At 55.0% G+C, this 21,486-nt stretch carries 20 protein-coding genes and 2 tRNA genes; 4 read left to right on the forward strand and 18 right to left on the reverse strand.

Annotated elements, in window-relative coordinates; genetic code table 11:
• Positions 1 to 9 precede the first annotated feature (9 nt).
• The 10 genes from cobA to IEX04_RS18045 all read right to left on the reverse strand — a co-directional run bounded on the left by cobA (position 10) and on the right by IEX04_RS18045 (position 9,632).
• Positions 10 to 789 carry a uroporphyrinogen-III C-methyltransferase gene (gene cobA, locus IEX04_RS18000; protein WP_096254638.1) on the reverse strand — a complete coding sequence of 260 codons (780 nt, stop codon included), beginning with the start codon at positions 787 to 789 and terminating at the stop codon, positions 10 to 12.
• Positions 782 to 1,639, reverse strand: coding sequence for an ABC transporter permease (locus IEX04_RS18005; RefSeq protein WP_096254637.1), 858 nt, complete (start codon positions 1,637 to 1,639; stop codon positions 782 to 784). Before IEX04_RS18005 ends, cobA begins: the two co-directional genes overlap by 8 nt.
• The gene (locus tag IEX04_RS18010) at positions 1,614 to 2,354 is read right to left on the reverse strand and encodes an ABC transporter ATP-binding protein (RefSeq protein ID WP_096254636.1); all 741 of its coding nucleotides are present in this window, start codon (positions 2,352 to 2,354) and stop codon (positions 1,614 to 1,616) included. Before IEX04_RS18010 ends, IEX04_RS18005 begins: the two co-directional genes overlap by 26 nt.
• A complete protein-coding gene (locus IEX04_RS18015; RefSeq protein ID WP_188687438.1) occupies positions 2,345 to 3,328 on the reverse strand; it encodes an ABC transporter substrate-binding protein in 984 nt (327 codons plus the stop codon). The genes IEX04_RS18010 and IEX04_RS18015 overlap by 10 nt, the downstream gene beginning before the upstream one ends.
• A 91-nt stretch (positions 3,329 to 3,419) precedes the next feature.
• Positions 3,420 to 4,715, reverse strand: coding sequence for a sulfate adenylyltransferase subunit CysN (gene cysN, locus IEX04_RS18020; RefSeq protein ID WP_188687439.1), 1,296 nt, complete (start codon positions 4,713 to 4,715; stop codon positions 3,420 to 3,422).
• Position 4,716: 1 nt separating this feature from the next.
• A complete protein-coding gene (gene cysD, locus IEX04_RS18025; RefSeq protein WP_188687440.1) occupies positions 4,717 to 5,640 on the reverse strand; it encodes a sulfate adenylyltransferase subunit CysD in 924 nt (307 codons plus the stop codon).
• A 16-nt stretch (positions 5,641 to 5,656) separates the two neighbouring features.
• Positions 5,657 to 6,367 carry a phosphoadenylyl-sulfate reductase gene (locus tag IEX04_RS18030; RefSeq protein ID WP_188687441.1) on the reverse strand — a complete coding sequence of 237 codons (711 nt, stop codon included), beginning with the start codon at positions 6,365 to 6,367 and terminating at the stop codon, positions 5,657 to 5,659.
• Entirely contained in the window at positions 6,364 to 8,064 is a 1,701-nt protein-coding gene (locus tag IEX04_RS18035) for a nitrite/sulfite reductase (RefSeq protein ID WP_096254677.1), read from the reverse strand. The genes IEX04_RS18030 and IEX04_RS18035 overlap by 4 nt, the downstream gene beginning before the upstream one ends.
• A gap of 100 nt (positions 8,065 to 8,164) precedes the next feature.
• The gene (locus IEX04_RS18040; RefSeq protein WP_096254631.1) at positions 8,165 to 8,857 is read right to left on the reverse strand and encodes a sirohydrochlorin chelatase; all 693 of its coding nucleotides are present in this window, start codon (positions 8,855 to 8,857) and stop codon (positions 8,165 to 8,167) included.
• 10 nt (positions 8,858 to 8,867) lie between these two features.
• On the reverse strand, positions 8,868 to 9,632 hold the full coding sequence (locus IEX04_RS18045; protein ID WP_188687442.1) for an SDR family oxidoreductase: 765 nt from the start codon (positions 9,630 to 9,632) through the stop codon (positions 8,868 to 8,870).
• A gap of 201 nt (positions 9,633 to 9,833) precedes the next feature.
• Between IEX04_RS18045 and valS the strand changes: the two genes are divergently transcribed.
• Positions 9,834 to 12,452, forward strand: coding sequence for a valine--tRNA ligase (gene valS / locus IEX04_RS18050; RefSeq protein ID WP_096254629.1), 2,619 nt, complete (start codon positions 9,834 to 9,836; stop codon positions 12,450 to 12,452).
• 214 nt (positions 12,453 to 12,666) lie between these two features.
• The gene (locus tag IEX04_RS18055) at positions 12,667 to 13,155 is read left to right on the forward strand and encodes a DUF4870 domain-containing protein (RefSeq protein ID WP_096254628.1); all 489 of its coding nucleotides are present in this window, start codon (positions 12,667 to 12,669) and stop codon (positions 13,153 to 13,155) included.
• A 325-nt stretch (positions 13,156 to 13,480) separates the two neighbouring features.
• On the opposite strand, the gene IEX04_RS18060 is transcribed toward IEX04_RS18055, so the two are convergent.
• From IEX04_RS18060 to IEX04_RS18095, 8 genes are all read right to left on the reverse strand, one after another.
• Complete coding sequence (locus tag IEX04_RS18060) at positions 13,481 to 14,473, reverse strand: trypsin-like serine peptidase (RefSeq protein ID WP_188687443.1); 993 nt, start codon at positions 14,471 to 14,473, stop codon at positions 13,481 to 13,483.
• Positions 14,474 to 15,065: 592 nt separating this feature from the next.
• On the reverse strand, positions 15,066 to 15,674 hold the full coding sequence (locus IEX04_RS18065; protein WP_188687444.1) for a mycothiol-dependent nitroreductase Rv2466c family protein: 609 nt from the start codon (positions 15,672 to 15,674) through the stop codon (positions 15,066 to 15,068).
• Positions 15,675 to 15,714: 40 nt separating this feature from the next.
• Positions 15,715 to 17,007 carry an ATP-dependent Clp protease ATP-binding subunit ClpX gene (gene clpX / locus IEX04_RS18070; RefSeq protein ID WP_096254624.1) on the reverse strand — a complete coding sequence of 431 codons (1,293 nt, stop codon included), beginning with the start codon at positions 17,005 to 17,007 and terminating at the stop codon, positions 15,715 to 15,717.
• A 167-nt stretch (positions 17,008 to 17,174) separates the two neighbouring features.
• Complete coding sequence (locus IEX04_RS18075; RefSeq protein ID WP_096254623.1) at positions 17,175 to 17,834, reverse strand: ATP-dependent Clp protease proteolytic subunit; 660 nt, start codon at positions 17,832 to 17,834, stop codon at positions 17,175 to 17,177.
• A gap of 51 nt (positions 17,835 to 17,885) precedes the next feature.
• Entirely contained in the window at positions 17,886 to 18,485 is a 600-nt protein-coding gene (locus IEX04_RS18080; RefSeq protein WP_096254622.1) for an ATP-dependent Clp protease proteolytic subunit, read from the reverse strand.
• A 246-nt stretch (positions 18,486 to 18,731) separates the two neighbouring features.
• Entirely contained in the window at positions 18,732 to 20,060 is a 1,329-nt protein-coding gene (gene tig / locus IEX04_RS18085) for a trigger factor (protein WP_188687445.1), read from the reverse strand.
• An 87-nt stretch (positions 20,061 to 20,147) separates the two neighbouring features.
• Positions 20,148 to 20,222 (reverse strand) — tRNA-Pro (locus IEX04_RS18090).
• Between the two features lie 155 nt (positions 20,223 to 20,377).
• A tRNA-Pro gene (locus tag IEX04_RS18095) sits at positions 20,378 to 20,452 on the reverse strand.
• Positions 20,453 to 20,819: 367 nt separating this feature from the next.
• Here IEX04_RS18095 and IEX04_RS18100 point away from each other — a divergent pair.
• Both IEX04_RS18100 and IEX04_RS18955 read left to right on the forward strand, forming a co-directional pair.
• On the forward strand, positions 20,820 to 21,302 hold the full coding sequence (locus IEX04_RS18100) for a VOC family protein (protein WP_188687446.1): 483 nt from the start codon (positions 20,820 to 20,822) through the stop codon (positions 21,300 to 21,302).
• Between the two features lie 38 nt (positions 21,303 to 21,340).
• The coding region (locus IEX04_RS18955; protein ID WP_456152230.1) for a transposase-like zinc-binding domain-containing protein at positions 21,341 to 21,486 on the forward strand (146 nt) is incomplete at its 3' end.

A 21,486-nucleotide genomic window follows, 5' to 3' on the forward strand; every position in this document is an offset into this window, starting at 1 on the left:
TCTACTTTCTTAGTCAGCGAATGAGACCGACGCTGTGACGTCGACCGTGTCCAGCGGCTGAAGCTCAACCAACTGGGTTGAAGCTTCAGGTGCCAGACGTACAACGTCACCAATTACGATGACGGCCGGATTCGCCACGGCGGCCTTACGGGCGCGCACTACAATCTCCTCTAGCGTACCGATAGTTGTCCGCTGCGTCTGTGAGTAACCTCGCTCCACTATCCCAATTGGCGTACTAAACGGTAAACCCCGGGTAAGTAATGTCTCAACAATTTGTGCCAAATTCGACACCCCCATGAGCACTACCAGGGTGTGGTCGGCGCGTAGCGGAACATCGCTAAGATCCTCATGCCCACTAATGACGGTAAAACCGGCGGCGACTCCTCGGTGGGTTACCGGAATCCCTGCTGCGGCCGGCACGGAAATGGAACTAGTAATTCCGGGAATTACACGCGTAGCGATCCCATGTTCCGCGGCGAAGATCATTTCTTCGCCACCACGCCCTAGCACGAAGGGATCCCCACCTTTTAAGCGGACCACGTCCAGACCCTGAGAAGCATATTTGACTAGGAGATCATTGATCTCATCCTGTGTTTTTACGTGGCAACCCGGCGCCTTTCCCACATCAATAACTTTAACTTCGGGACGCAGCTCCTCCAGCAATGCAATGGGTCCAAGTCGGTCCGCAAGCACCACATCCGCGGCAAGCAGAGCCTTGTAGCCAGCAACCGTGATCAACTCAGGATCACCCGGCCCGCCTCCAATGAGCGTAATTTTTCCTTTAGACATTTTTTCCTCCAGTGCGGTTAATGCCCCTGTCGCGCAAAAGCTTGCGTTCCACGGGTGCAAAACATAAAAGTTCAATCAAGACGCCAACCAGCAAAATAACAAGTATGACTAAGATCACTAACGGTAAATCTGCGAGGTCCCGTCCACGTTGCAGCAACGAGCCCACACCAAGGGCGAGCGACCCGCCCACCGCAATCAATTCGGCGGCCATTAGGGAGCGCCAGGCGAAGGCCCAGCCTTGACGTAACCCGGCCACATAGCCTGGTAGCGCAGCAGGCAGTTCAACATGCCAAATATGCTGGCGCTTATCTGCGCCCAAGACTTGGGATAGCGCCCGGTACTGGTGCGGGATCAGGTCAATGCCAGAAAGCAGTCCATTGATAATCGAGGGCACCGCACCAAGGAGGAGCACCATGTAGATGGTTGCGTTGCTCAGCCCAAACAAGATGATCGCAGCCGGTACCCATGCGATGGATGGAAGTACCTGCATCGCTGAAATCAGTGGCCCTAGTCCCTTACGCAGTAAGGGTTGGTGCGCCAGCAGTAACGCGATGGGGGTTGCGATCAGCACAGCTAGCAAAAATCCGGACAGCGCCCTAAAAAGTGAGGTTCCTACGGCACCGAGTAGTGATCCGTTGTCCAACATCTCGGGCAGCTTGGCCACGATGGCGCCGGGCCCCGGGAATAGGTCTGAACGGATGGGAACAGCCCAGGAAGCAATCTGCCACAGGCTCAGGAGCACGATGACGGTGATGACCGGCGCAAGGACCGAATCAAGTGAAGTCTTTGGCAGCCGTAACTTGTCGGCCTTGACCGTCGGTTCGCTAGCCTGCTGCGCTAGTGCGCTCATGTTTTCGTTGCTCCTTTCTGAGGATTGTTGTCAGTTCGTCGGCCAAAGCCGCCGCTTGGGCTGGATCGTTTCGCAGTTGCGCCGAAATCCGTCGGGTTTCAAGGATTCGTCCCGGGTGGGAGGACAACACCAAAATACGTCCGGCGAGCCGAATCGCTTCGCGTACATTGTGGGTGACGAAGATGATGGTTTTGCCCGTCTGTTGCCAGAGGCTGCGTAACTCTTCATGCAACATGTCGCGGGTAATCGCATCAAGCGCCGCGAAGGGCTCGTCCATCAGCAGCACCTGACGGTCTTGAGCCAAGGATCTAGCCAAGGCCACTCTTTGGCGCATCCCCCCGGAGAGCTCATGAGGTTTTTTCTGTCCTGCATGCCCCAACTGAACTAGGTTGAGCAACTGCGCTACACGCGCATCGCGTAAGTCGGCCGGGTATCCCCCAAGTTTTAATGCGAGCGAAATATTATCGGCCGCGCTCAGCCACGGAAGCAGGTTTGCATCTTGGAACATGAAGGCCGCCCCATCCTGTGGAACTTCAAGCCACCCGGAGGTGGGCTGCAACAGCCCGGCAATCATGTTCAGCAACGAAGATTTACCACATCCTGAAGCACCAAGAACGGCAACAAACTCGCCATCGTCAATCTGTGCGGTGAGCGAATCGATCACCAGATCGGTTCCTGGATAGCTCAGTGAGACTTCGTGAAGTTCTACTCCCATGGACGTTGTCCAATCCATTGGTCGTTCACGATGTTTGTTACCTCGCCAGGCTCTCCAATACCCACCGCGGACTGATGCGCGACCAGAGTTTTGAAGGTATCTTCCAGCGGGATCTCATCGAAGCTCACCTGGCCCAGCGCCAAATTGATTACCTCGTCAGAGAGGCTACTTCCGTTGATCTTGTTCAAGGCCGCTTGTACTGCACTGAGCCGTTCAGCGGCGCTAACCGAGTTGAGCCAATGAATAGACTGCGCATTGGCTGCCACAAGTTTCGCGACGCTCTGTGGGTGTTCGGCCAAGAAATCCTGGCTGACGACTAATACCGTGGTGGGGAACTTGCCTTTGGGCCACAACGACGATTCATTGATCAACCGGTGAGCCTCGTGTTCCTTAACCAACAAAGAAGCGTGAGGTTCCGGCAACCAGGCCCCGTCGATAGCTTGACGAGCAAATAGTTGCGGCACCGTACCGTTTGAACTTGGGGTCACAGTCACCTGCTCGCCCAGTCCTTGGTCCAAGAGGTAATGACGCAACGCCACGTCCTGAGTTCCACCGAATTGCGGCGTTGCCAGCTCGGTTCCCGGCAAATCTTCAACGCTTCTAATGTCCTTGGAGACCACTAAACTCGCTCCCCCATTGGTCACCCCTGCCACGATTTTTAATGACTTTCCCGCGCTGGCTAGGTAGCTGGTCAATGCCGGTGACGGGCCAAGGTAAGCCGCGTCCAGTGCCCCACTATTTAGCGCTTCGATTGCTGCCGGACCAGCGTTGAAAATTTGGGTTTCCAACTGTGTATTGTCACTTTTTAGGGCGGATTCTAGAAAGCCCTGGTGGTCCGCAATGAGCGCCGGAGCATGGGTGACGTTGGCAAAATATCCCAGACGTAGTTCCTTCGCGGCACTTGTCGCCGAGACCTGAGCCTTCGCCTCACCCAGGGGCGGAACAAACGCGGTACCCACGGCAAAAATTGCCAAGAACCCCACGATCCACAGAGCCGCCCTGCGTGCCCGAGAGTTAGTAGCTTCCGCAGTAGAGGTGAACCGCTGTCGTCTTGGAGTTTCTCGCTCAAGCGGCGGCATTCTGGGCCTCAATAATTCCTGCAGCTAAAGTGGCTCCGCTATTGGGGTCAATTAGTAAGAAGGAACCTGCGGTACGTGAATTTTGGTACTCGTCCACGGCCAGAGCCGCGGAGCTACGAACCGTGATGCGTGCCAAATCATTGAGCTGCAATTCGGTGGCCGCACTACGGGAGAAATCAACCACATTGATCACGTGATCAAGGCTTTGAACCTTCGCCCGAGCAACCTTGGTGCCGTGTTTAATGAGCACCAGCTGACCGGCGGTGATCTTGTTCGGGGACAGTACACAAATATTCGCTTCGATCTGACGAACCGGCACCTCGGGCTCCCCCGCAATGATGGTGTCGCCGCGGGCAATGTCGATCTCACCGGTTAGTTCCACAAGCACCGCTTCTCCAGCTAGCGCCGTGGTCACTTCGCCGTGCGAGTTGCGAATGGACTTGATGGTGCTGGTTGCTGGCTGCCCGTTGGAGATAATCTGGACGGTGTCGCCCACACTCAACTCTCCGTCGGCTAGCGTGCCGGAGTAACCGCGGAAGTCGCGATATTGTTCTGCATCAAGTCCAGGAGCCAATGCACCCTGTGGACGGATGACATACTGCACGTCAAGACGGGCAGTCCCTTGTCCACGTTCGGGTTCAAGGGCTTCCAGTAATCCGAGCAACGTTGGCCCGGCATACCAGTCACTATGCGCCGAGGCATCAACTATGTTGTCGCCATTCAACGCCGACACGGGAATGACTGCGGTGCGCTTGATGCCCAATTCGGCAGTGATATCCAGAATTTGCGTTTCAATTTCGCTGAAGCGTTGCTCTTTCCAATCCACGAGGTCCATCTTGTTCACGGCTACTACCAGTTGCGGCACCCGCAGTAGGGAAAGCACGCCAAGGTGGCGGCGGGTTTGTTCCAGTACTCCGTGTCGCGCGTCCACCAGCACAATCGCTGCGTCTGCGGTTGAGGCGCCGGTGACAGTATTGCGGGTGTACTGCACATGCCCCGGGCAGTCGGCCAGAATGAAGGAGCGGTTGGCGGTGGAGAAATACCGGTAGGCCACGTCGATGGTGATGCCTTGTTCGCGTTCGGCGCGTAGTCCGTCGGTGACCAACGCCAGATCCAGCGCCGGGGTTTCACCGCCAAAACCACGTTCAGCGCTGGTGCGCGCAATGTCATCTAGCGAGTCGGCGAGAATTGCTTTGGCGTCGTGGAGCAGCCGTCCGACAAGCGTTGATTTTCCGTCGTCTACCGAGCCAGCGGTGGCGATACGTAACAGTGTGGTGGTCATTTTAGAAGTACCCTTCGGTCTTGCGGTCTTCCATTCCAGCCGCTGAAATTCGGTCGTCGGCGCGGGTGGCGCCGCGTTCGGTTACGGTAGCCAAGGCCAACTCGTCCAGTACCTTCGGTACGGTGTCGGCGGCCGAGAGCACCGCACCGGTGCAGCTGGCGTCTCCTACGGTCCGATAGCGCACCTGGCGAATGCTGACGATTTCTCCCTGGGCCGGCAGCGAGACGCCGGTGACCGCTCGCCACATACCGTCTCGTTCAAAGACCTGGCGCTTGTGGGCAAAGTAGATTGGCGGTAACTCGATTTGTTCTTGGTTGATGTACGCCCAGATATCGCGTTCGGTCCAGTTGGAGATCGGGAAGGCGCGGACGTGCCCACCGGGTGCGTGGCGCCCGTTGTAGAGATTCCAGATTTCCGGGCGTTGGTTACGTGGATCCCAGACTCCGAATTCATCGCGCAGCGATAAGATGCGTTCCTTGGCCCGGGCTTTGTCTTCATCGCGGCGGGCCCCACCGAAGACCACATCGAAGCGGTTGGCCTCGATGGTGTCTAATAGCACCCGGGTTTGCAAACGGTTTCGGGTGCCATCTGGCAGTTCTGTCAGCTCCCCGCGGTCGATATATTCCTGTACCGAACCAACTACGAGGTTCAGCCCGTAGCGAGCCACGACCTGGTCGCGGAATTTCAGTACCTCGCCGAAGTTGTGGCCGGTATCGATATGCACTACAGGAATCGGCACACGGGCCGGAAACACTGCTTTAGCCAGCAGGTGTAGTACTACCACCGAGTCTTTACCTCCGGAAAAGAGCAAACCGGGATTTTCGAATTCGGCGAGCACTTCACGGATGATGTGAATTGATTCGGCTTCGAGCTCGTCGAGGACGCTGCGCCGTGCTTGGCTGGGTGCATTGACTGTGATGGTCATTTGCTTCTCTCCTTCACTAGATGTGTATGCCGCATTCAGTTTTTGCTAGGCCTGCCCAGCGGCCGGCGCGGGGATCTTCGCCCTCGGCTACCGGCCTGGTACATGGTTGACATCCAATGGAGGGGTATCCCTGGGTGAGCAGCATGTTCACCGGCACCGAGTGCTCGGTGGCGTAGCCAATCAGTTCGTCAAAGGACCAGGCGGCCAGCGGGTTGAATTTCACCAGCCCGTGTTTTTCGTCGAAGCCCACCAGCGGCGTGTTGGCTCTGGTCGGCGCCTCCTCGCGACGCACCCCGGTGAACCAGGCGCCATAGTCTTTCAAGGAATTTTTCAGCGGATCCATTTTTCGCATCTGGCAGCAGGCTGCCGCGTCACGCGCGAAGAGCTCCCTGCCGAATTTCGCATCTTGCTCATCCACCGTGAGTTCTGGCAGTACCTTGATGATGCGTACCTGCAGAGCCCGGGCGACCTCGTCGCGGGTGCTGATGGTTTCGGCGAAGTGATACCCGGTCTCAAGGAACAGCACGTCAACATCTGGAATCGCGGCCGAAACCAAATGCGGTAAGACCGCGTCAGCCATGGAACAGGCAACCGCGATCTCACGGACCGCGAAATGGTTGGCCGCAAAATTGATGACCTGTTCGGCGGTAGAGTCCCAACCAAGCTCTTCGGCTCCGATTGCGGCGATCTTCCGCAATTCTGCTTCGCTGCGTTGCACGGTGCTCATACCAGGTCCTCCTCGTCGGCGCGGTGTGCCCAGGCAGCGAAAGATTCGTTCTCTTCTGACTTCCTTGAATAGCTTTTGACAACTCGTTCCACGTACTCGGGAAGCTCATCTGCCGCGACCTTCAGTCCGCGAACGGTGCGGCCTAAGCCAGCCTCACCGTTTTCAAATCCGGCCAGTGTTCCACCTAGGTGTACTTGGAAGCCGGAAACCTGCTCGCCCTGCGCGTTGGTGATCAGTTGCCCCTTCAAACCGATGTCGGCGGTTTGGATGCGCGCGCAGGAGTTTGGGCAACCATTAACATGCAAGGACAGGGCCTTGGGAAGTTTTCCTTTGTGGTCCGCCAGCCTTGATTCGATTTGTTTCACCGCCTCGATGGTGGTGTCCTTGGTGTCCACGATGGCTAGCTTGCAAAACTCAATGCCGGTGCAAGCGATAGCGGAGCGCTTGATTAAGCCGGGAAACGGGTCCAAGCCCAGTTCTTGCACCGCGCTGGTAAAGGCATCAACGTGGTCTGCGGGGATGTCTAGGGCGATGATTTTCTGGTGTGGGGTGGTACGCAGCCTGGTAGAACCGGTCGCTTCAACCAGGTCCGCCAGCTTGTTCAGAATGGTTCCCGAGACGCGTCCAACCGGCGGAGTCAGCCCGATAAAGAACCGGCCGTCCTTCTGCTCGTGCACTCCGCAGTGATCTCCCGCGTCCTGTGGCTTGTGCGCCGGCGGCCCGTCGGGAAGTTCAAACCCCAGGTACTCGTCTTGGAGGATCTGACGGAATTTCTCGGTGCCCCAATCGGCGAGCAGGAACTTCAGGCGTGCCCGGTTGCGCAGCCGCCGATAGCCGTAGTCTCGGAAGATGGAAGTGACTGCCTCCCAAACGTCGGCAGCAATTTCTGCGCGGACGAATGTGCCGAGTCGTTCGCCCAAGCGTGGGTTGGCGGAGAGCCCACCACCGACCCAGAGGTCATAGCCGACGCCAAGTTCCGGATGTTCAACGCCGATTAGCGCGAAGTCATTGATCTCGTGGACGACATCTTGGTTTGGGTGGCCGGTAATGGCGGTCTTGTACTTGCGCGGCAAGTTGGAGAAATCCGGGTTGCCCACATAGCGCCGAGCGATCTCCTGGATCACGGGAGTTGGGTCGATGATCTCATTTTTGGCGATGCCTGCCACGGGCGAACCTAGGATGACTCGGGGTACGTCTCCACAGGCTTCGGTGGTGTTCAGCCCCACGGCTTCGAGTCGGCGCCAGATTTCGGGTACATCCACCACATCTACCCAGTGCAACTGAATGTTCTGGCGGTCGGTGAAGTCCGCGGTGTCGCGGGCGAACTCGGTAGAGATCCCGGCGATCACCCGAAGCTGATCGGTGCTTAGTGCTCCGCCGTCGATGCGCACCCGAAGCATGAAGTATTTGTCTTCAAGTTCGTGCGGCTCCAGCGTGGCGGTCTTACCACCGGGAATGCCTTGGGCTCGTTGGGTGTACAAGCCCCACCAGCGAAAGCGCCCGTGCAGGTCGTCTGGATCAATTGAGTCGAAACCCTTAAGCGCGTAAATCTGCTCGATACGTTCGCGGACGTTCAGACCGTCGTCGGCGGCTTTGAGTTCCTCGTTGTGGTTGAGCGGTGCTTTGCCGTCAATCTTCCATTGACCTTGGGGTTTGGCTGCCCGCTTGGGGCGACCGGGTGCAGTAGTTTGCGTCATGTAAGCCAGCGTAGAAACCAGCCCCCGGGGGCTGGCAACCACGAGTAGTCACATGAACGCGCTTTACTTAATCACCGCGAACTTCGTCATCTGAGGACAATTATGAGCTCTGTTTCAGGGCCACTTGCAGTCTTATGAGGAAACATTTAGCGATCATGACGTCAGGGAGCAATGGGCTTGTGGTGATCCGGGCACCCATGCTAACTAGCCGTGTTTGAAAGAGTCCATCGGCCAACAACGCGCTAAGTACCAGCGTCTTTGGCTTCAGTTCCTCGGAAAGCAGTTCATTAATCAGCGGTTTGGCCCCAGCACAGTAGGTCACCTGAACTTCCTGACCCAGATGCGTTGAGATCTGCGCTGCTAAGTCCCTGAGTTGCTCTTGGCCTTGCTCTAGCCGGGTCCCGGCCGCAGCAAGGAGAACCTTCTGATTCGGCTCCAGCTGAGCCATGGCGCGCTGACTTAGTAGGTAAGCAAGTTCTGGCAAAGCACCTAACGGACTGGCCGCGACCGTGTTTTGCCGTGCTGCTACTGCCTGGGCGATGTCCTGAGTCGTATGTACTCCGTCGGCGACCAGCAGCGGCAGTACTACCGCGGCTTCCCCCTCGGGCAATGAGGCGAGCACTTGAGCAAGTTGCGGCTGTTGAACATCAACATACGCCTCGTGCCAGACCAACTCGGTGTGTATCTCACTACGTGCCAGTTCTTCGAGCTGTGTACGTAAGTCGTGGATCAGTTGTTGACCGCGAAGATTATCGGTGCCATGGGACGCAGCGAGGACGTGGGTTTTCTTCATCACCGGTTTATTAGCTCTGGCGGATCAGCTTGTGATTGGCGGCTTGAGCCTGTGGCCGAATCACGATTTCGTCCAGGTTCACATGTGACGGGGCGCTGACCGCGTAGCGGATCACCTCTGCCACGTCCTCGGCCGTGAGCGGTTCGGCGACCCCGGCATATACCTTCTCGGCCGCTTCTTTCGTTCCGAGCCGGCGCAACGCGAATTCTTCGGTGTGGACGAGTCCTGGAAGAACCTCAATGACACGGACCCCGTTGCCAACTTCTTCCAGGCGCAGCGCCTGAGTCATGGCTCGTTGCGCTGCTTTAGCGGCGTTATATCCGCTACCTCCCTCATAGCTGGAAAGTGCGGCGGTCGAGGTAACGTTCAAAATGGTGCCTGCGCTGGTACGCAAGGAAGGTAATAGCGCCCGAGTCAACCGCATGGTTCCCATGACGTTTGCCTGCCACATGAATTCCCAGTCTTCATCTTTTGCTTCGGCCCAGTGATCACTACCGCGTGCTCCGCCAGCACAGTTGATGAGCGTATCGACCCCGCCTTGTGCTTCAACGACGCTGACCAGCGCATCAACATCGGCTTGAACACTGACATCTGCAGTCAGTGCAACTGCGCCGGTTTCGGCGGCCAAGGACTCCAGCCGGTCTGCACGACGTGCCACTGCAAAAACGTTCCAGCCCTGTGCGCGCAAGGCACGGACGGTGGCCTGACCGATGCCGCTCGAAGCACCGGTGACGAGGGCAGAGCGTGAATTGTTCTGATTTTGAGAATTAGTCATATGCCCACTTTAGAACTTTGGGGTGCCCGTATGCGAAGCGATGAATTTCTCTTACGTAAGCCGTTTATCCGGCCTCGAGATGACGCCCTACAGATTAAGTTTCGCCCATTTGTCTACGCTAGTCATGTATCCCTGGCTCAAGTGGCCCAGACCATGAACTTCAATGCTTCCTTGGCCTATGAAACATGAAAGAATAGAAACATGGCAGAAGACAACTTGGGCACAGACACGCCCGCAACGGTTTCCGTTCCTGACAAGCCCGCTTTGGAAGGCCTAGAGGAACGTCTTTCGTCCCGGTGGCGCACCGAGGGCACCTATCACTTCAACGAGGACACGACCCGCGAGGACGTTTACTCCATTGACACTCCCCCACCAACCGCTTCCGGTTCCCTGCACGTAGGACATATGTTCTCCTACACGCAGACCGACGTGCTGGCCCGCTTCCAGCGCATGAGCGGCAAGAACGTGTTCTACCCACTGGGTTGGGATGACAATGGTCTTCCAACCGAGCGTCGCGTACAGAACTACTACGGTGTTCGTTGCGACCCGACCAAACCATATATCGAGGGTTATCGCCCGCCCGAGTCGCCGGCCAAAAACCAGCGCGACTGGGATGTGGTCAGCCGTAAAAACTTTATTGAACTCTGTGAAGAACTAGCAGTAGAGGACGAGAAGGTCTTCGAACAGCTCTTCTCCACCCTTGGCCTGTCCGTTGACTGGCGCATGACCTACCGCACCATTGACGACAACGCCCGTGCGGTGTCTCAGCGAGCGTTCTTGGAAAACCTAAAGCAGGGCGATGCCTATATGGCCGAAGCTCCGACTCTGTGGGATGTCACCTTCCGTACCGCGGTGGCCCAAGCAGAACTCGAAGACCGCGAAATGCCAGGCGCCTACTACCGCTACGCATTCAACGCTGACGGTGGCGAACAGGTCTTCATCGAGACCACTCGCCCGGAACTACTCGCAGCCTGTGCCGGCCTGGTCGCTCACCCAGACGATGAGCGCTACAAGCACCTGTTCGGCAAAACCGTCACCTCGCCGATCTTCGGCGTGCCGGTTACCGTTTACCCACACCCACTGGCTCAGCCAGACAAGGGTTCGGGTATCGCCATGGTCTGCACCTTCGGCGACCTGACCGACGTAACTTGGTGGCGTGAACTGCAGCTACCAACTCGTGCCATCATTGGCCGTGACGGCCGTATTTTGGCAGACACCCCGGAGTGGATCACCACCGAGGCCGGTCAGGCAGCCTACGCAGAGATCTCGGCGAAAACCGTGTTCTCCGCGAAGGAAACCGTCGTCAAGATGCTCAGCGAAGCAGATCTACTAGATGGTGAACCTAAAAAAGTTTCACGTCCGGTGAACTTCTTCGAAAAGGGCGATAAGCCTTTGGAAATCGTCACCTCACGTCAGTGGTACATCCGAAATGGTGGCCGTGACGAAGAGCGTCGTACGCAAATGATTGCCCGCGGGCAGGAGATCGAATTCCACCCATCGTTCATGCGCTCGCGCTATGAGAACTGGGTTTCTGGCCTAAATGGTGACTGGCTGGTTTCCCGCCAACGCTTCTTCGGCGTACCTGTACCCGTTTGGTACAAGGTTGATGAGCATGGCGAGCCTAACTATGACGCTCCGATCTTGCCTGAGACTGCACAGCTTCCGGTTGATCCGGCAGCTGATGCGCCAATCGGTTATACCGAAGACCAGCGTGGTGTAGCTGGCGGCTTCATCGGTGATGCCGATGTGCTTGATACTTGGGCAACGAGCTCGCTGACCCCTCAGATTGTGGGCCGTTGGGGACGCGATGACGAGTTCTTCTCCAAGGTATACCCGTTTGATCTACGCCCACAGGGCCACGACATCATCCGCACCTGGTTGTTCTCAACTGCGGTGCGTGCCGATGCGCTGCACAACGATGTTCCTTGGAAGCATGCTGCCATTTCCGGCTGGATTCTAGATCCAGACCGGAAGAAAATGTCCAAGTCCAAGGGCAACGTAGTGGTACCAAACGAGGTGTTGGAGAAGTTTGGTTCCGACGCGGTTCGTTATTGGGCCGCTAGTGCCAAGTTGGGCGCCGATACCGCCTACGAAATCAACCAGATGAAGATTGGCCGCCGCCTGGCGATCAAGATTCTTAACGCTTCTAAGTTCGTCTTGAACTTGGGTGCCACCGAGGCAAATGTGCTGACCAATGACGCATCATTGGTCACCAACGGTCTGGATCGTTCATTGCTGTTACGTCTGTCGACCGTGATCGAGGATGCTCAGCGTGCCTTTGAAAACTACGACTATGCGCGTGCTCTGGATATCACTGAGTCGTTCTTCTGGTCGTTCACTGACGATTATGTTGAATTGATCAAGGATCGCGCCTATGGCGGTCATGGTGAAGCTGAACAGGCCAGCGTTCTCGCAACGCTCGCAACGACCCTTGACTCGGTACTGCGCTTGTTTGCACCGTTCTTGCCGTTTGCTACCGAAGAAGTTTGGGGCTGGTGGCGCACCGGTTCGGTTCACCTGTCGCAGTGGCCAAGCGTTGCTCATCTCAGCGCAGCCACCGAAGGTGCTGATGCCATGGTTCTTCCGACCGTTGGCCACGCACTGTCGGGTATCCGTAAGGCTAAGTCAGACGCTAAGGTCAAACAACGCACCGAGGTGCTTTCTGGTGAAATCCACGCACCAGCAGCTGCGATTGAGCAGTTGCGTGCAGGCTTCACCGACCTAAAGTCCGCCGGAAACGCACGTGAACTGACTTTGGTTGAAGCCGAGGGCGATCTCACCGTTGTGAACGTGGAATTGGCTCCTGCCGAAGAAGATTAATCTTCATTAGCTACGACACGAAGGCCGTCGAGATTTTCTTCTCGGCGGCCTTCGTTGTTTCTGAGATAGTTCACGATTCGTTCCTCGTAGTTTAACAGCTGTTGAACTACGACAAAATCAAGTGTAATAACGATTTGATCTCTATTAAACGGAACGTTGGTTTAACGGTGTACGGTCAGAGTAAGCAATCAGGCTCGACTCTTGAGAGGCTCAAATGACAACCACACCGGAAGACCCCAACGAGTTCAAACCAGATGATGAGGGCGGTTCAACAACTCCCCCAACAAACAATTCACCAACTGGGAATCCCAGCGCTGAGTCGACCGGTACATATTATGGACAGCAAGGTATTCCTCCAGCTCCTCAGCCAGGACAAATCGCAGACGACAGCCTCCAACGCATTCAACTTAATGGATGGCTTTCGGCATTCTTTGGAATCATTCCGGCACTCATTTTCTTTGTGATCGATAAGGAACGAAGCAATCCGCTGGTTCGCGACTTTCATCAGCAGACACTGAACTTCAGCATCATTCGCGCAATTATTGGCTTGCTAGCTTTCATACCTGTCATTGGATGGGTGATTGGTGTCCTCGGCGGCATCGTCTGCTTTGTTATTGCTATTATGGCCGCAGTCAAAGCACCAGATGAGTACCAGGCCGGACGCGCGTACAAGTATCCAATTAATTTCGCGTTTGTAAGCTAAAACTGTCGAAACTGTTCGTCGCCGAGCATCGGTTATTGCCTCTCGTTGGCCGGATACGGGAATTGGTGCGGCCCCGGGTCACTTCTCAGAGGCAGGTTTATCTGACTCTTCAGAACAAGCTATTATCCGTTGCATCGGCTTCGCTTTGCGTCGGTTTACTTCGTTAAAATGGGCAACCTGTTCACTAACCGGTTGGGCTATCTTGTGAACGATAGTTGAATCGTTCTCGCCTGTCACCGCGTCATCGTCTCGTGATTCCATCACTTCATCCTTAACCAAGCTGGGCGGAATGTCTTCTTCGACATTCCGCCCAACTCACTTCCTGCTAGTTTTGTGCAGAATTATATGCCTGCTCGATGACGGTGCCCCAGTAGGGCCCGAACATCGTGTTACGCACTCCGCTGTAGCCAAAACTGTTGACTGAGTTCTGATAGGCACTGGATCCGCCAAGGAACCACGGACCACCCGAAGATCCGCCGGTCATATCGCATGGGATGCCCTGAGAATCGCTCTGTCCATATGGATCATCAATTGCCGAACCAGAGCATGACTGCAACGTCTCGCCATTGAATGGGCTCGCTGCCGGGTAACCGAAAGCTGTGTATGTTAATCCACGAGCCTGGTTGAACGCAACGCCAGAAGCTCCGACCTGATCAGCCAAACTGACTCCACTATTATCGGAGACCACGGCAAAGGCAGTGTCAAAGGTAATATCTCCGCCGTTGCTCCACTGGGTGGGGGTCACCAATTCGGTTGCGGCAAAAGATCCGTACGGTGCGTTACCGTTTTCGTACGCAGGCACGAAGACCCAGCGGGTTGCGAAGGCACCAGGGCCTTCATTGGCGCAGTGACCAGCAGTGGAAACTGTTGATTCATTGGCCGAAACAACTGAGTTACCCGAGCACACATAATCGGAGCCACCGAGGGTGAAGAACACCTTACCAATGTGGGACACCGGAGTGACCGATGATGATTTCTTCGGTTTTTGACCCTTATTCTTCGGGTTCGTTGCTTTCTGGCCGGAAATCTTCTTTGACTCCCCCGCCTTCTGTGCACCCTTGGTAGCGGATTTCCCGTGCGTGAGAACGTCAGCGGACTTGGCGTTCTTCATACGCGAGGAGGTCCAGTAGTTCATCGCATTTTCAGCCTTTGCCTGGCTGATGGTTGTTGATTCGACTTTGTCGGTGGGGGCTGTGGGGGCAGCCATGGCCATTGAAGCACTTCCACCGATCAGTCCGCCGGCAAGCAAAAGTGCAGCTATTGCTCGACCTTTGCGCAGGCTTGCCTTGGGGGCATGGTTTTGGATTTTGTCTTGCACGATTTCTCCCTGTGTGGCGGATGGGGGCCGCCGTCGAAAGCATGTGCCGGAGCACCTGTGGGAGTTAGTCAAACACATCTTTCAAGTAATACATAGGACCGTTCGCGAAGAATTTTATACATTCAACACGCTAATTGGTAAAAACTATGAAGCTACGAATTTCTTGTAACAAAAAACTAAGAGCGATCCCAACAAAAAATCGGAGCACGGGCATCTCATTTACGGGAGTCTCTCGATCCTGCGCAAGAAATCGCTTGGAAAATGAAACCTACTTATCAGTAGGTGTACGCACCATGCAAGACTTGAAGCAATTAAAATTTGTGAAACAACAGTGACGCACTTCATATTCTGGAAATTCGAAAGTCAGCCAAAATTTATTCACGAAAAGTTACCACTGAGCGAAACATTAACTCTCAAGTAGTCAGTGAGAGCGCTCCCCCGGTTATCTCTCGTTTATGATAGGTCAACTTCATTAACTAACGCATAACAGGTCTACGAAGATTGTTGCTGGCACTAATTAAACAAAAACCTCGTACAATCAGACCCGCCATAATATGACTGAGCAGATTGCACGAGGCTTGTAGAGCGCGGATTAATCGAAGACTGGACTTTCGGTCCGACTGCGCTTCATTTCAAAGAAGTAAGGGAAAGATGCCAGCTGCACCGCAGCATCAAACATCTTGCCCGCGTCTTCGCCAGTTGGGATTCTGGTAATGACCGGACCAAAGAACCCTACTCCGTCCACTGCGATGACTGGGGTGCCGACGTCTTGACCAACCTTGGAGATACCACCTTCGTGGCTTGCCCGTAGTGCTGCATCATTGGCATCGGTGCCGGCAGCTTGCGCTAGTTCAGCTGGAAGCCCGACCTTTGCTAACGCGCGGGATATGACATCAGCGCGGTCTTCAACTTTCTCATAATGAATTAGTTCGCCCATTGCGGTGTAGAGCTGGTCTATAACCTCATCGCCATGCTCTTGCGCGGCCTTGATGATCACTCGTACTGGACCCCAGGCGTTATCCATTGATGCGCGGTAATCTTCAGGAAGGTCACGACCTTCGTTGAGCACCGAAAGGCTCATCACACTCCACCGAACGTCGATGTCACGAACTTTTTCAACTTCCTTGATCCAACGACTAGTGGCCCAAGCGAAGGGGCAGATTGGGTCGAACCAGAAATCAACTTGTGTGCGTTGTGGCATGAACCTTCAACTTCCTACGAAAAATTAATGGAACTCTAAACTATGCGGATTTTTTGTTGCGCTTCGCTGCAAGTTCGTGGGAAAGGAGCAACGGCTCATCCTTATCCAAGACAGTTCCACGAGTCACGACTACCTCTGCTACATCTTCCAAGCTAGGCAGCTCAAACATGATGCCACCCAAAGTCTCTTCCAAAATTGCGCGAAGCCCACGTGCGCCGGTTTCACGTTCAATTGCCAGTTCAGCAATTGCGTCCAAGGCCTGTGGTTCGAAGCTCAGCTCAACGCCGTCCATACGGAACATTTTCTGGTACTGCTTGACCAGTGCATTCTTGGGTTCCGTGAGAACTCGAATCAATGCTCCACGGTCAAGATGCTCTACCGTAGCAATCACCGGTAAGCGTCCAACGAATTCTGGAATCAACCCGAACTTCAGCAAGTCTTCGGGACGAACATCGGAATAAGACGGAGCCTCAGACTTAATTGCGGTCAGTGGCGCCCCGAAACCGATACCCTTTCGACCAGCACGGGAGGAAATAATTTCCTCGAGTCCTGCAAAGGCACCAGCCACAATAAACAGAATGTTCGTCGTATCCAGCTGCAAGAAATCCTGATGTGGGTGTTTGCGTCCACCCTGAGGCGGAACTGCTGCGACGGTACCTTCAAGGATCTTCAATAAAGCTTGCTGAACGCCTTCACCGGAAACGTCCCGAGTAATTGAAGGGTTCTCGCTCTTTCGTGAGATCTTGTCAATTTCGTCAATGTAGATAATGCCAGTTTCGGCCTTCTTGACGTCAAAGTCTGCGGCTTGAATCAGCTTCAGCAAAATATTTTCAACGTCTTCACCGACATAACCGGCCTCAGTCAAACTGGTTGCATCGGCTACGGCGAACGGAACGTTCAGCTTCTTAGCCAACGACTGCGCCAAGTAGGTCTTACCGCAACCGGTGGGACCAATTAGCATGATGTTAGATTTCGAAACCTCAACATCATCTAGAGGGTTCTCGCTATTCAAGGCAGCAACAGGAGAATGCTCCTGAGTACCATGAATTCGCTTGTAGTGGTTGTACACGGCGACGGATAGAGCACGCTTAGCGTTCTCCTGACCGATCACGTACTCTTCCAAGGAATTGAAGATTTCTCGTGGTTTTGGCAACGAAAAATCTTCGGAGACCTGTTCTTCAGCAAACTCTTCGGCAATGATCTCATTGCACAGTTCGATGCATTCGGTACAGATGTAGACTCCGTGGCCTGCTATTAGCTTCTTTACCTGTTTCTGGCTCTTTCCGCAGAAAGAACACTTCAACAGATCCGAGCCTTCGCCCATACGTCCCATCGCACCGATCTCCTGTTTGCTTGAGTTGCCGTGGACTATCCCAATTCTAGGTCAGGTAACCCCCAAATTAGCTGAATATGGCGGTCTACCTGCGTGGTGCAATCCTCTTGTGGAGAACACACCTACAAGGTAAACCGCCAGTACTCAGTAATTATTCCGAGTAAGTCCTAGTGACCAAGAACTGCGCGGGTGAGCTTACGTGGAGTAAGCACCTCGTCGACGATGCCATATTCCTTGGCATCGGCAGCAGTCATGAACAAATCGCGTTCAACGTCGTCGCGGACCTTCTCGACACTCTGGCCCGAGTGACTTGCAATGGTTTCTTCGAGCCACGAGCGCATGCGCATAACTTCTTCGGCCTGAATCTGCAGATCGGTCGCGGTACCGCGTTCGCCGCCACCCATCGATGGCTGGTGGATTAGCACGCGCGCGTTTGGCAGGGCCAGACGCTTGCCAGGGGTACCGGCGGCTAGCAGTACGGCCGCGGCGGAGGCCGCCTGGCCGAGGCAGACCGTCTGTACTTCTGGGCGAATGAACTGAATCGTGTCGTAGATCGCGGTCATCGCGGTGAAGGATCCACCTGGTGAGTTGATGTACAGGGTGACATCGCGTTCTGGGTCCATCGACTCAAGAACCAGCAGCTGGGCCATGACGTCATCTGCCGATGCATCATCGACCTGCGCGCCGAGGAAGATAATACGATCCTCGAACAGCTTGGCGTATGGATCCTGGCGCTTAAACCCGTACGGGGTGCGCTCTTCGAACTGTGGCAGGATGTAGCGAGCCGACGGCATCTGACCGCTAACGGCTTCCGGATTGAAGTTCATGGTTTTCTCCTTGGACAAATCTTTGGGGTTCAGGGCGATAGCTAAGGCCGACTACTTGCCGGCGTCGACGCCGCCGCCACCGGTGACCGTACCGGCATGCTTTGCGATCTGGTCGAAGAATCCGTATTCCAGCGCGTCCTCAGCGGTGAACCACTTATCACGCTGGTTGTCGATCAGGATCTGCTCGACGCTCTGCCCGGTCTGCTCCGCGGTCAGGTCGCTCATGACCTTCTTCATGTGCATGATCAGTTCGGCTTGGATCTTGATGTCCGAAGCAGTTCCGCCAATGCCACCCGAAGGCTGGTGCATGAGGATGCGAGCGTTAGGGGTCGCATAGCGCTTGCCTGGGGTACCCGAGGACAGCAGGAACTGGCCCATCGATGCGGCCAGACCGGTTGCCACGGTCACCACATCGTTCGGGATGAAGTTCATGGTGTCGTAGATAGCCATGCCTGCGGTGATCGATCCGCCTGGGGAGTTGATGTAAAGGTAGATGTCCTTTTCAGTATCCTCCGCAGAGAGCAAGAGCAGCTGTGAGCAAATCGCATTCGCGTTGTCATCGCGGACTTCGGAGCCCAGCCAGATGATGCGCTCTTTGAGCAAGCGGTTGTAGATGTAATCCTCACGGCCGGCCGGGTCAACGGAGGCCATGGTGGGAGTGCGCGAATCATTTGACATGTTCTCTACCTCTTCCAAACGTGTAGATCAGATTTTGAAATTCTTTTTCGAATCCCAAAGCTGCAACTGGTTACTTTGAGATTACTGACTTCAACTGCTAGATGCGCGGTTTCATGCCCTTGTTTCGCTCACGGCGCATGACTATACCGACAGCGAACACAAAAGTAGCCACCTACCAACTTGTTTCCAAGTGGGTAGGTGGCTACCGAGGTTGCGAGACTACTTAGCCTCTGCGGTTTCCTCTACAGCTTCTTCTTCGCCAGCTGGCTTCACGAATGAAGTCAGGTCCACAGCGGCACCGTTCGAATCGGTGACGGTTGCGAATTCAAGAACCTTGGCAAGTGCCTTGCGACGGCGAACTTCGCCCATCAACATTGGAACCTGGCCGGCGCCGTCAAGCATCTGCGCGAACTGGTTTGGCTCCATGCCGTACTGACCTGCGGTCTGCACGATGTAGTCGATCAGCTCGGACTGCTCAACGCCAACTTCCTCGGCGTCAGCAACGGCGTCAAGGATGATTTCGTTCTTGAAAGCACGCTCGGTGTTCTCGCGAACTTCTGCGCGGTGCTCTTCGGTGTCGTGGTCAGCTTCAGCATCTGGTGCGTTGAAGTGCTGTTCGATCTGCTCGTCGATTACGGAAGCAGGAACAGGAACCTCAACCAGTTCAACCAGCTTGTCGAGAACTAGCTCGCGAGCTTCTACGCCCTGCTCAGTGATCTTGCCTTCGGCAGCATCCTTGGACAGCGATTCGCGTAGTTCTGCGAGGGTGTCGAACTCGGAAGCTAGCTGAGCAAAGTCATCGTTTGCTTCTGGCAGCTCACGGGTCTTGACCGCAGAGACAACAACCTTGACGATCGCGGTCTTGCCTGCGTGCTCGCCACCGGCAAGGGTGGTCTCGAAGGTGGCGTCTTCGCCTGCTGAAAGGCCAGTAACAGCCTCGTCCATGCCCTCAAGCATGTTGCCCGAACCAACCTGGTAGGACAGGCCCTGAGCTGCGTCTACCTCTTCGCCCTCGACCGCTGCGGTCAGGTCCAAGGTGACGAAGGAATCTGCAGCAGCTGGTGCTTCAACATCCTTCAGGGTGCCGAAGCGACCGCGCAGGTCATCAAGGGCCTTATCGATGTCTTCGTCAGCAACTTCCTTAGCCTCGACGGAAACTTCAATACCCTTGTAGTCAGGTAGTTCAACCTTCGGACGGATATCTACTTCGAAGGTGAAGACCAACTGGCCTTCGCCTTCCTTCTCGATGGAAGGAAGTTCGGTGATGTCAACCTCTGGGCGGGAAAGCGGGGTCAGTTCGTTCTCGACCATAGCCTTCTGGTAGAAGTCGTTCAGGCCCTCGTTCACAGCGGTTTCGATGACGTATCCGCGACCAACGCGCTGATCGATCATACGAGTCGGCACCTTGCCCTTACGGAAGCCTGGAACCTGAATCTGCTGAGCGATGGTCTTGTACGCCTCATCGACGCGGGGCTTCAGTTCCTCATAAGGAACCTCAACGGTCAGTTTCACCCGGGTCGGGTTGACGTTTTCGACGGCGCTCTTCACAGCGTTGTACTCCTGAGTGTCTAAGAATTAGGTTTTATCTGCAAAAAACCCCGCAACATGGTGGCGTTGCGGGGTTGTTCGACAGAGTCGGGGTGACAGGATTCGAACCTGCGACCTCACGCTCCCAAAGCGCGCGCTCTAGCCAAGCTGAGCTACACCCCGATTAGCAGTGAACAGTCTAACCCGAGTCATCCTGTATCCACTAATCGTTTGCGATTCTTGCCAGATACTTTTTATTGTTTCCGGTGATCACAAGAACTAAATTATCTTTAGATCTTTTTATCATGCAACAATTTCCGAAGAACTTATCTCATGAGTCGGGGTAACAGGATTCGAACCTGCGACCTCACGCTCCCAAAGCGCGCGCTCTAGCCAAGCTGAGCTATACCCCGTTGTGCTCTGTGTGAAAATCGCTTTTCACCTGAGCCAACGTCTTGTGAATCTTTGCTGGGAAGTTGTTATCCCTGCGTGATCACAAGAAATAAATTTACACGGGTTCGAGCTAAAAGCAAAATCGGCTTCCTCGTGTTCAAAACTTCTAACTTCTGCGAATTTACGCGGGTTTTCTGGCGTTGACGTCTGTTTTTGAGGTAAAACACCGAAAAAGGTGAGTTGAGTAACAAGCTTTTTCCATGTTCTTCACAGAAATAGCCCGGAACGCTCACAGTCAACTCTCCGACCTACGTTTCGAACTGTGCTTTCCGGGTTTGTTGGTAGCCTTCCACTGCCCACACAGCGGTGAATAGTACCCTTTTAGCCATGCTGACTACATGGACACTGACTTTTGATTGCGCAGCTCCTGCACAACTTGCTAGCTTCTGGAAGGCTGCGCTGGGATATGTGGACGCTGAAGCCCCCGCCGGCTTCGTCTCCTGGGAGGACTGGCTGATTGCTTGCGAAGTGCCACCAGCGGAATGGGATGACGGTGCAGTCATCTGCGACCCGACCGGTGTCGGCCCGCAAATTTCAATGCTCAAGGTGCCCGAAGCCAAAATCGCGAAAAATCGTATTCATCTGGACGTGAAAATAGGACTGGGTCGCGACCAGCCCGCCGAGCAACGCGGGGCTCGAGTTGAAGCGAAAGTCGAGCAGCTAATACAGCTCGGGGCTAAGGAACTATCCAAACACTTCATGCACGGACATCTAGATCACGTAGTGCTTTCAGATCCCGAGGGGAATGAATTCTGCGGGTTAAGTGCCAAAAAGTGTGTACAGAAACCCCTCAAAACAACTAACCACTAGGGCTAACACCACCAACACATGCTTTGAAAGCATGTACCGTGGCAAAAGTTGCGAATCAACCCCTCTGCGATGTATGCGGAAACAAACAAGTAAAAAACGGGAAAACCAGCGCTGGACGCACCCGATGGCGATGCAAAAACTGCGGCGCGTCCAGCACAATATCCTGCCCAGACATCACCGCCAA

Origin of the sequence: Glutamicibacter ardleyensis (assembly GCF_014644555.1) — a bacterium.
Lineage (GTDB): Bacteria > Actinomycetota > Actinomycetes > Actinomycetales > Micrococcaceae > Glutamicibacter > Glutamicibacter bergerei.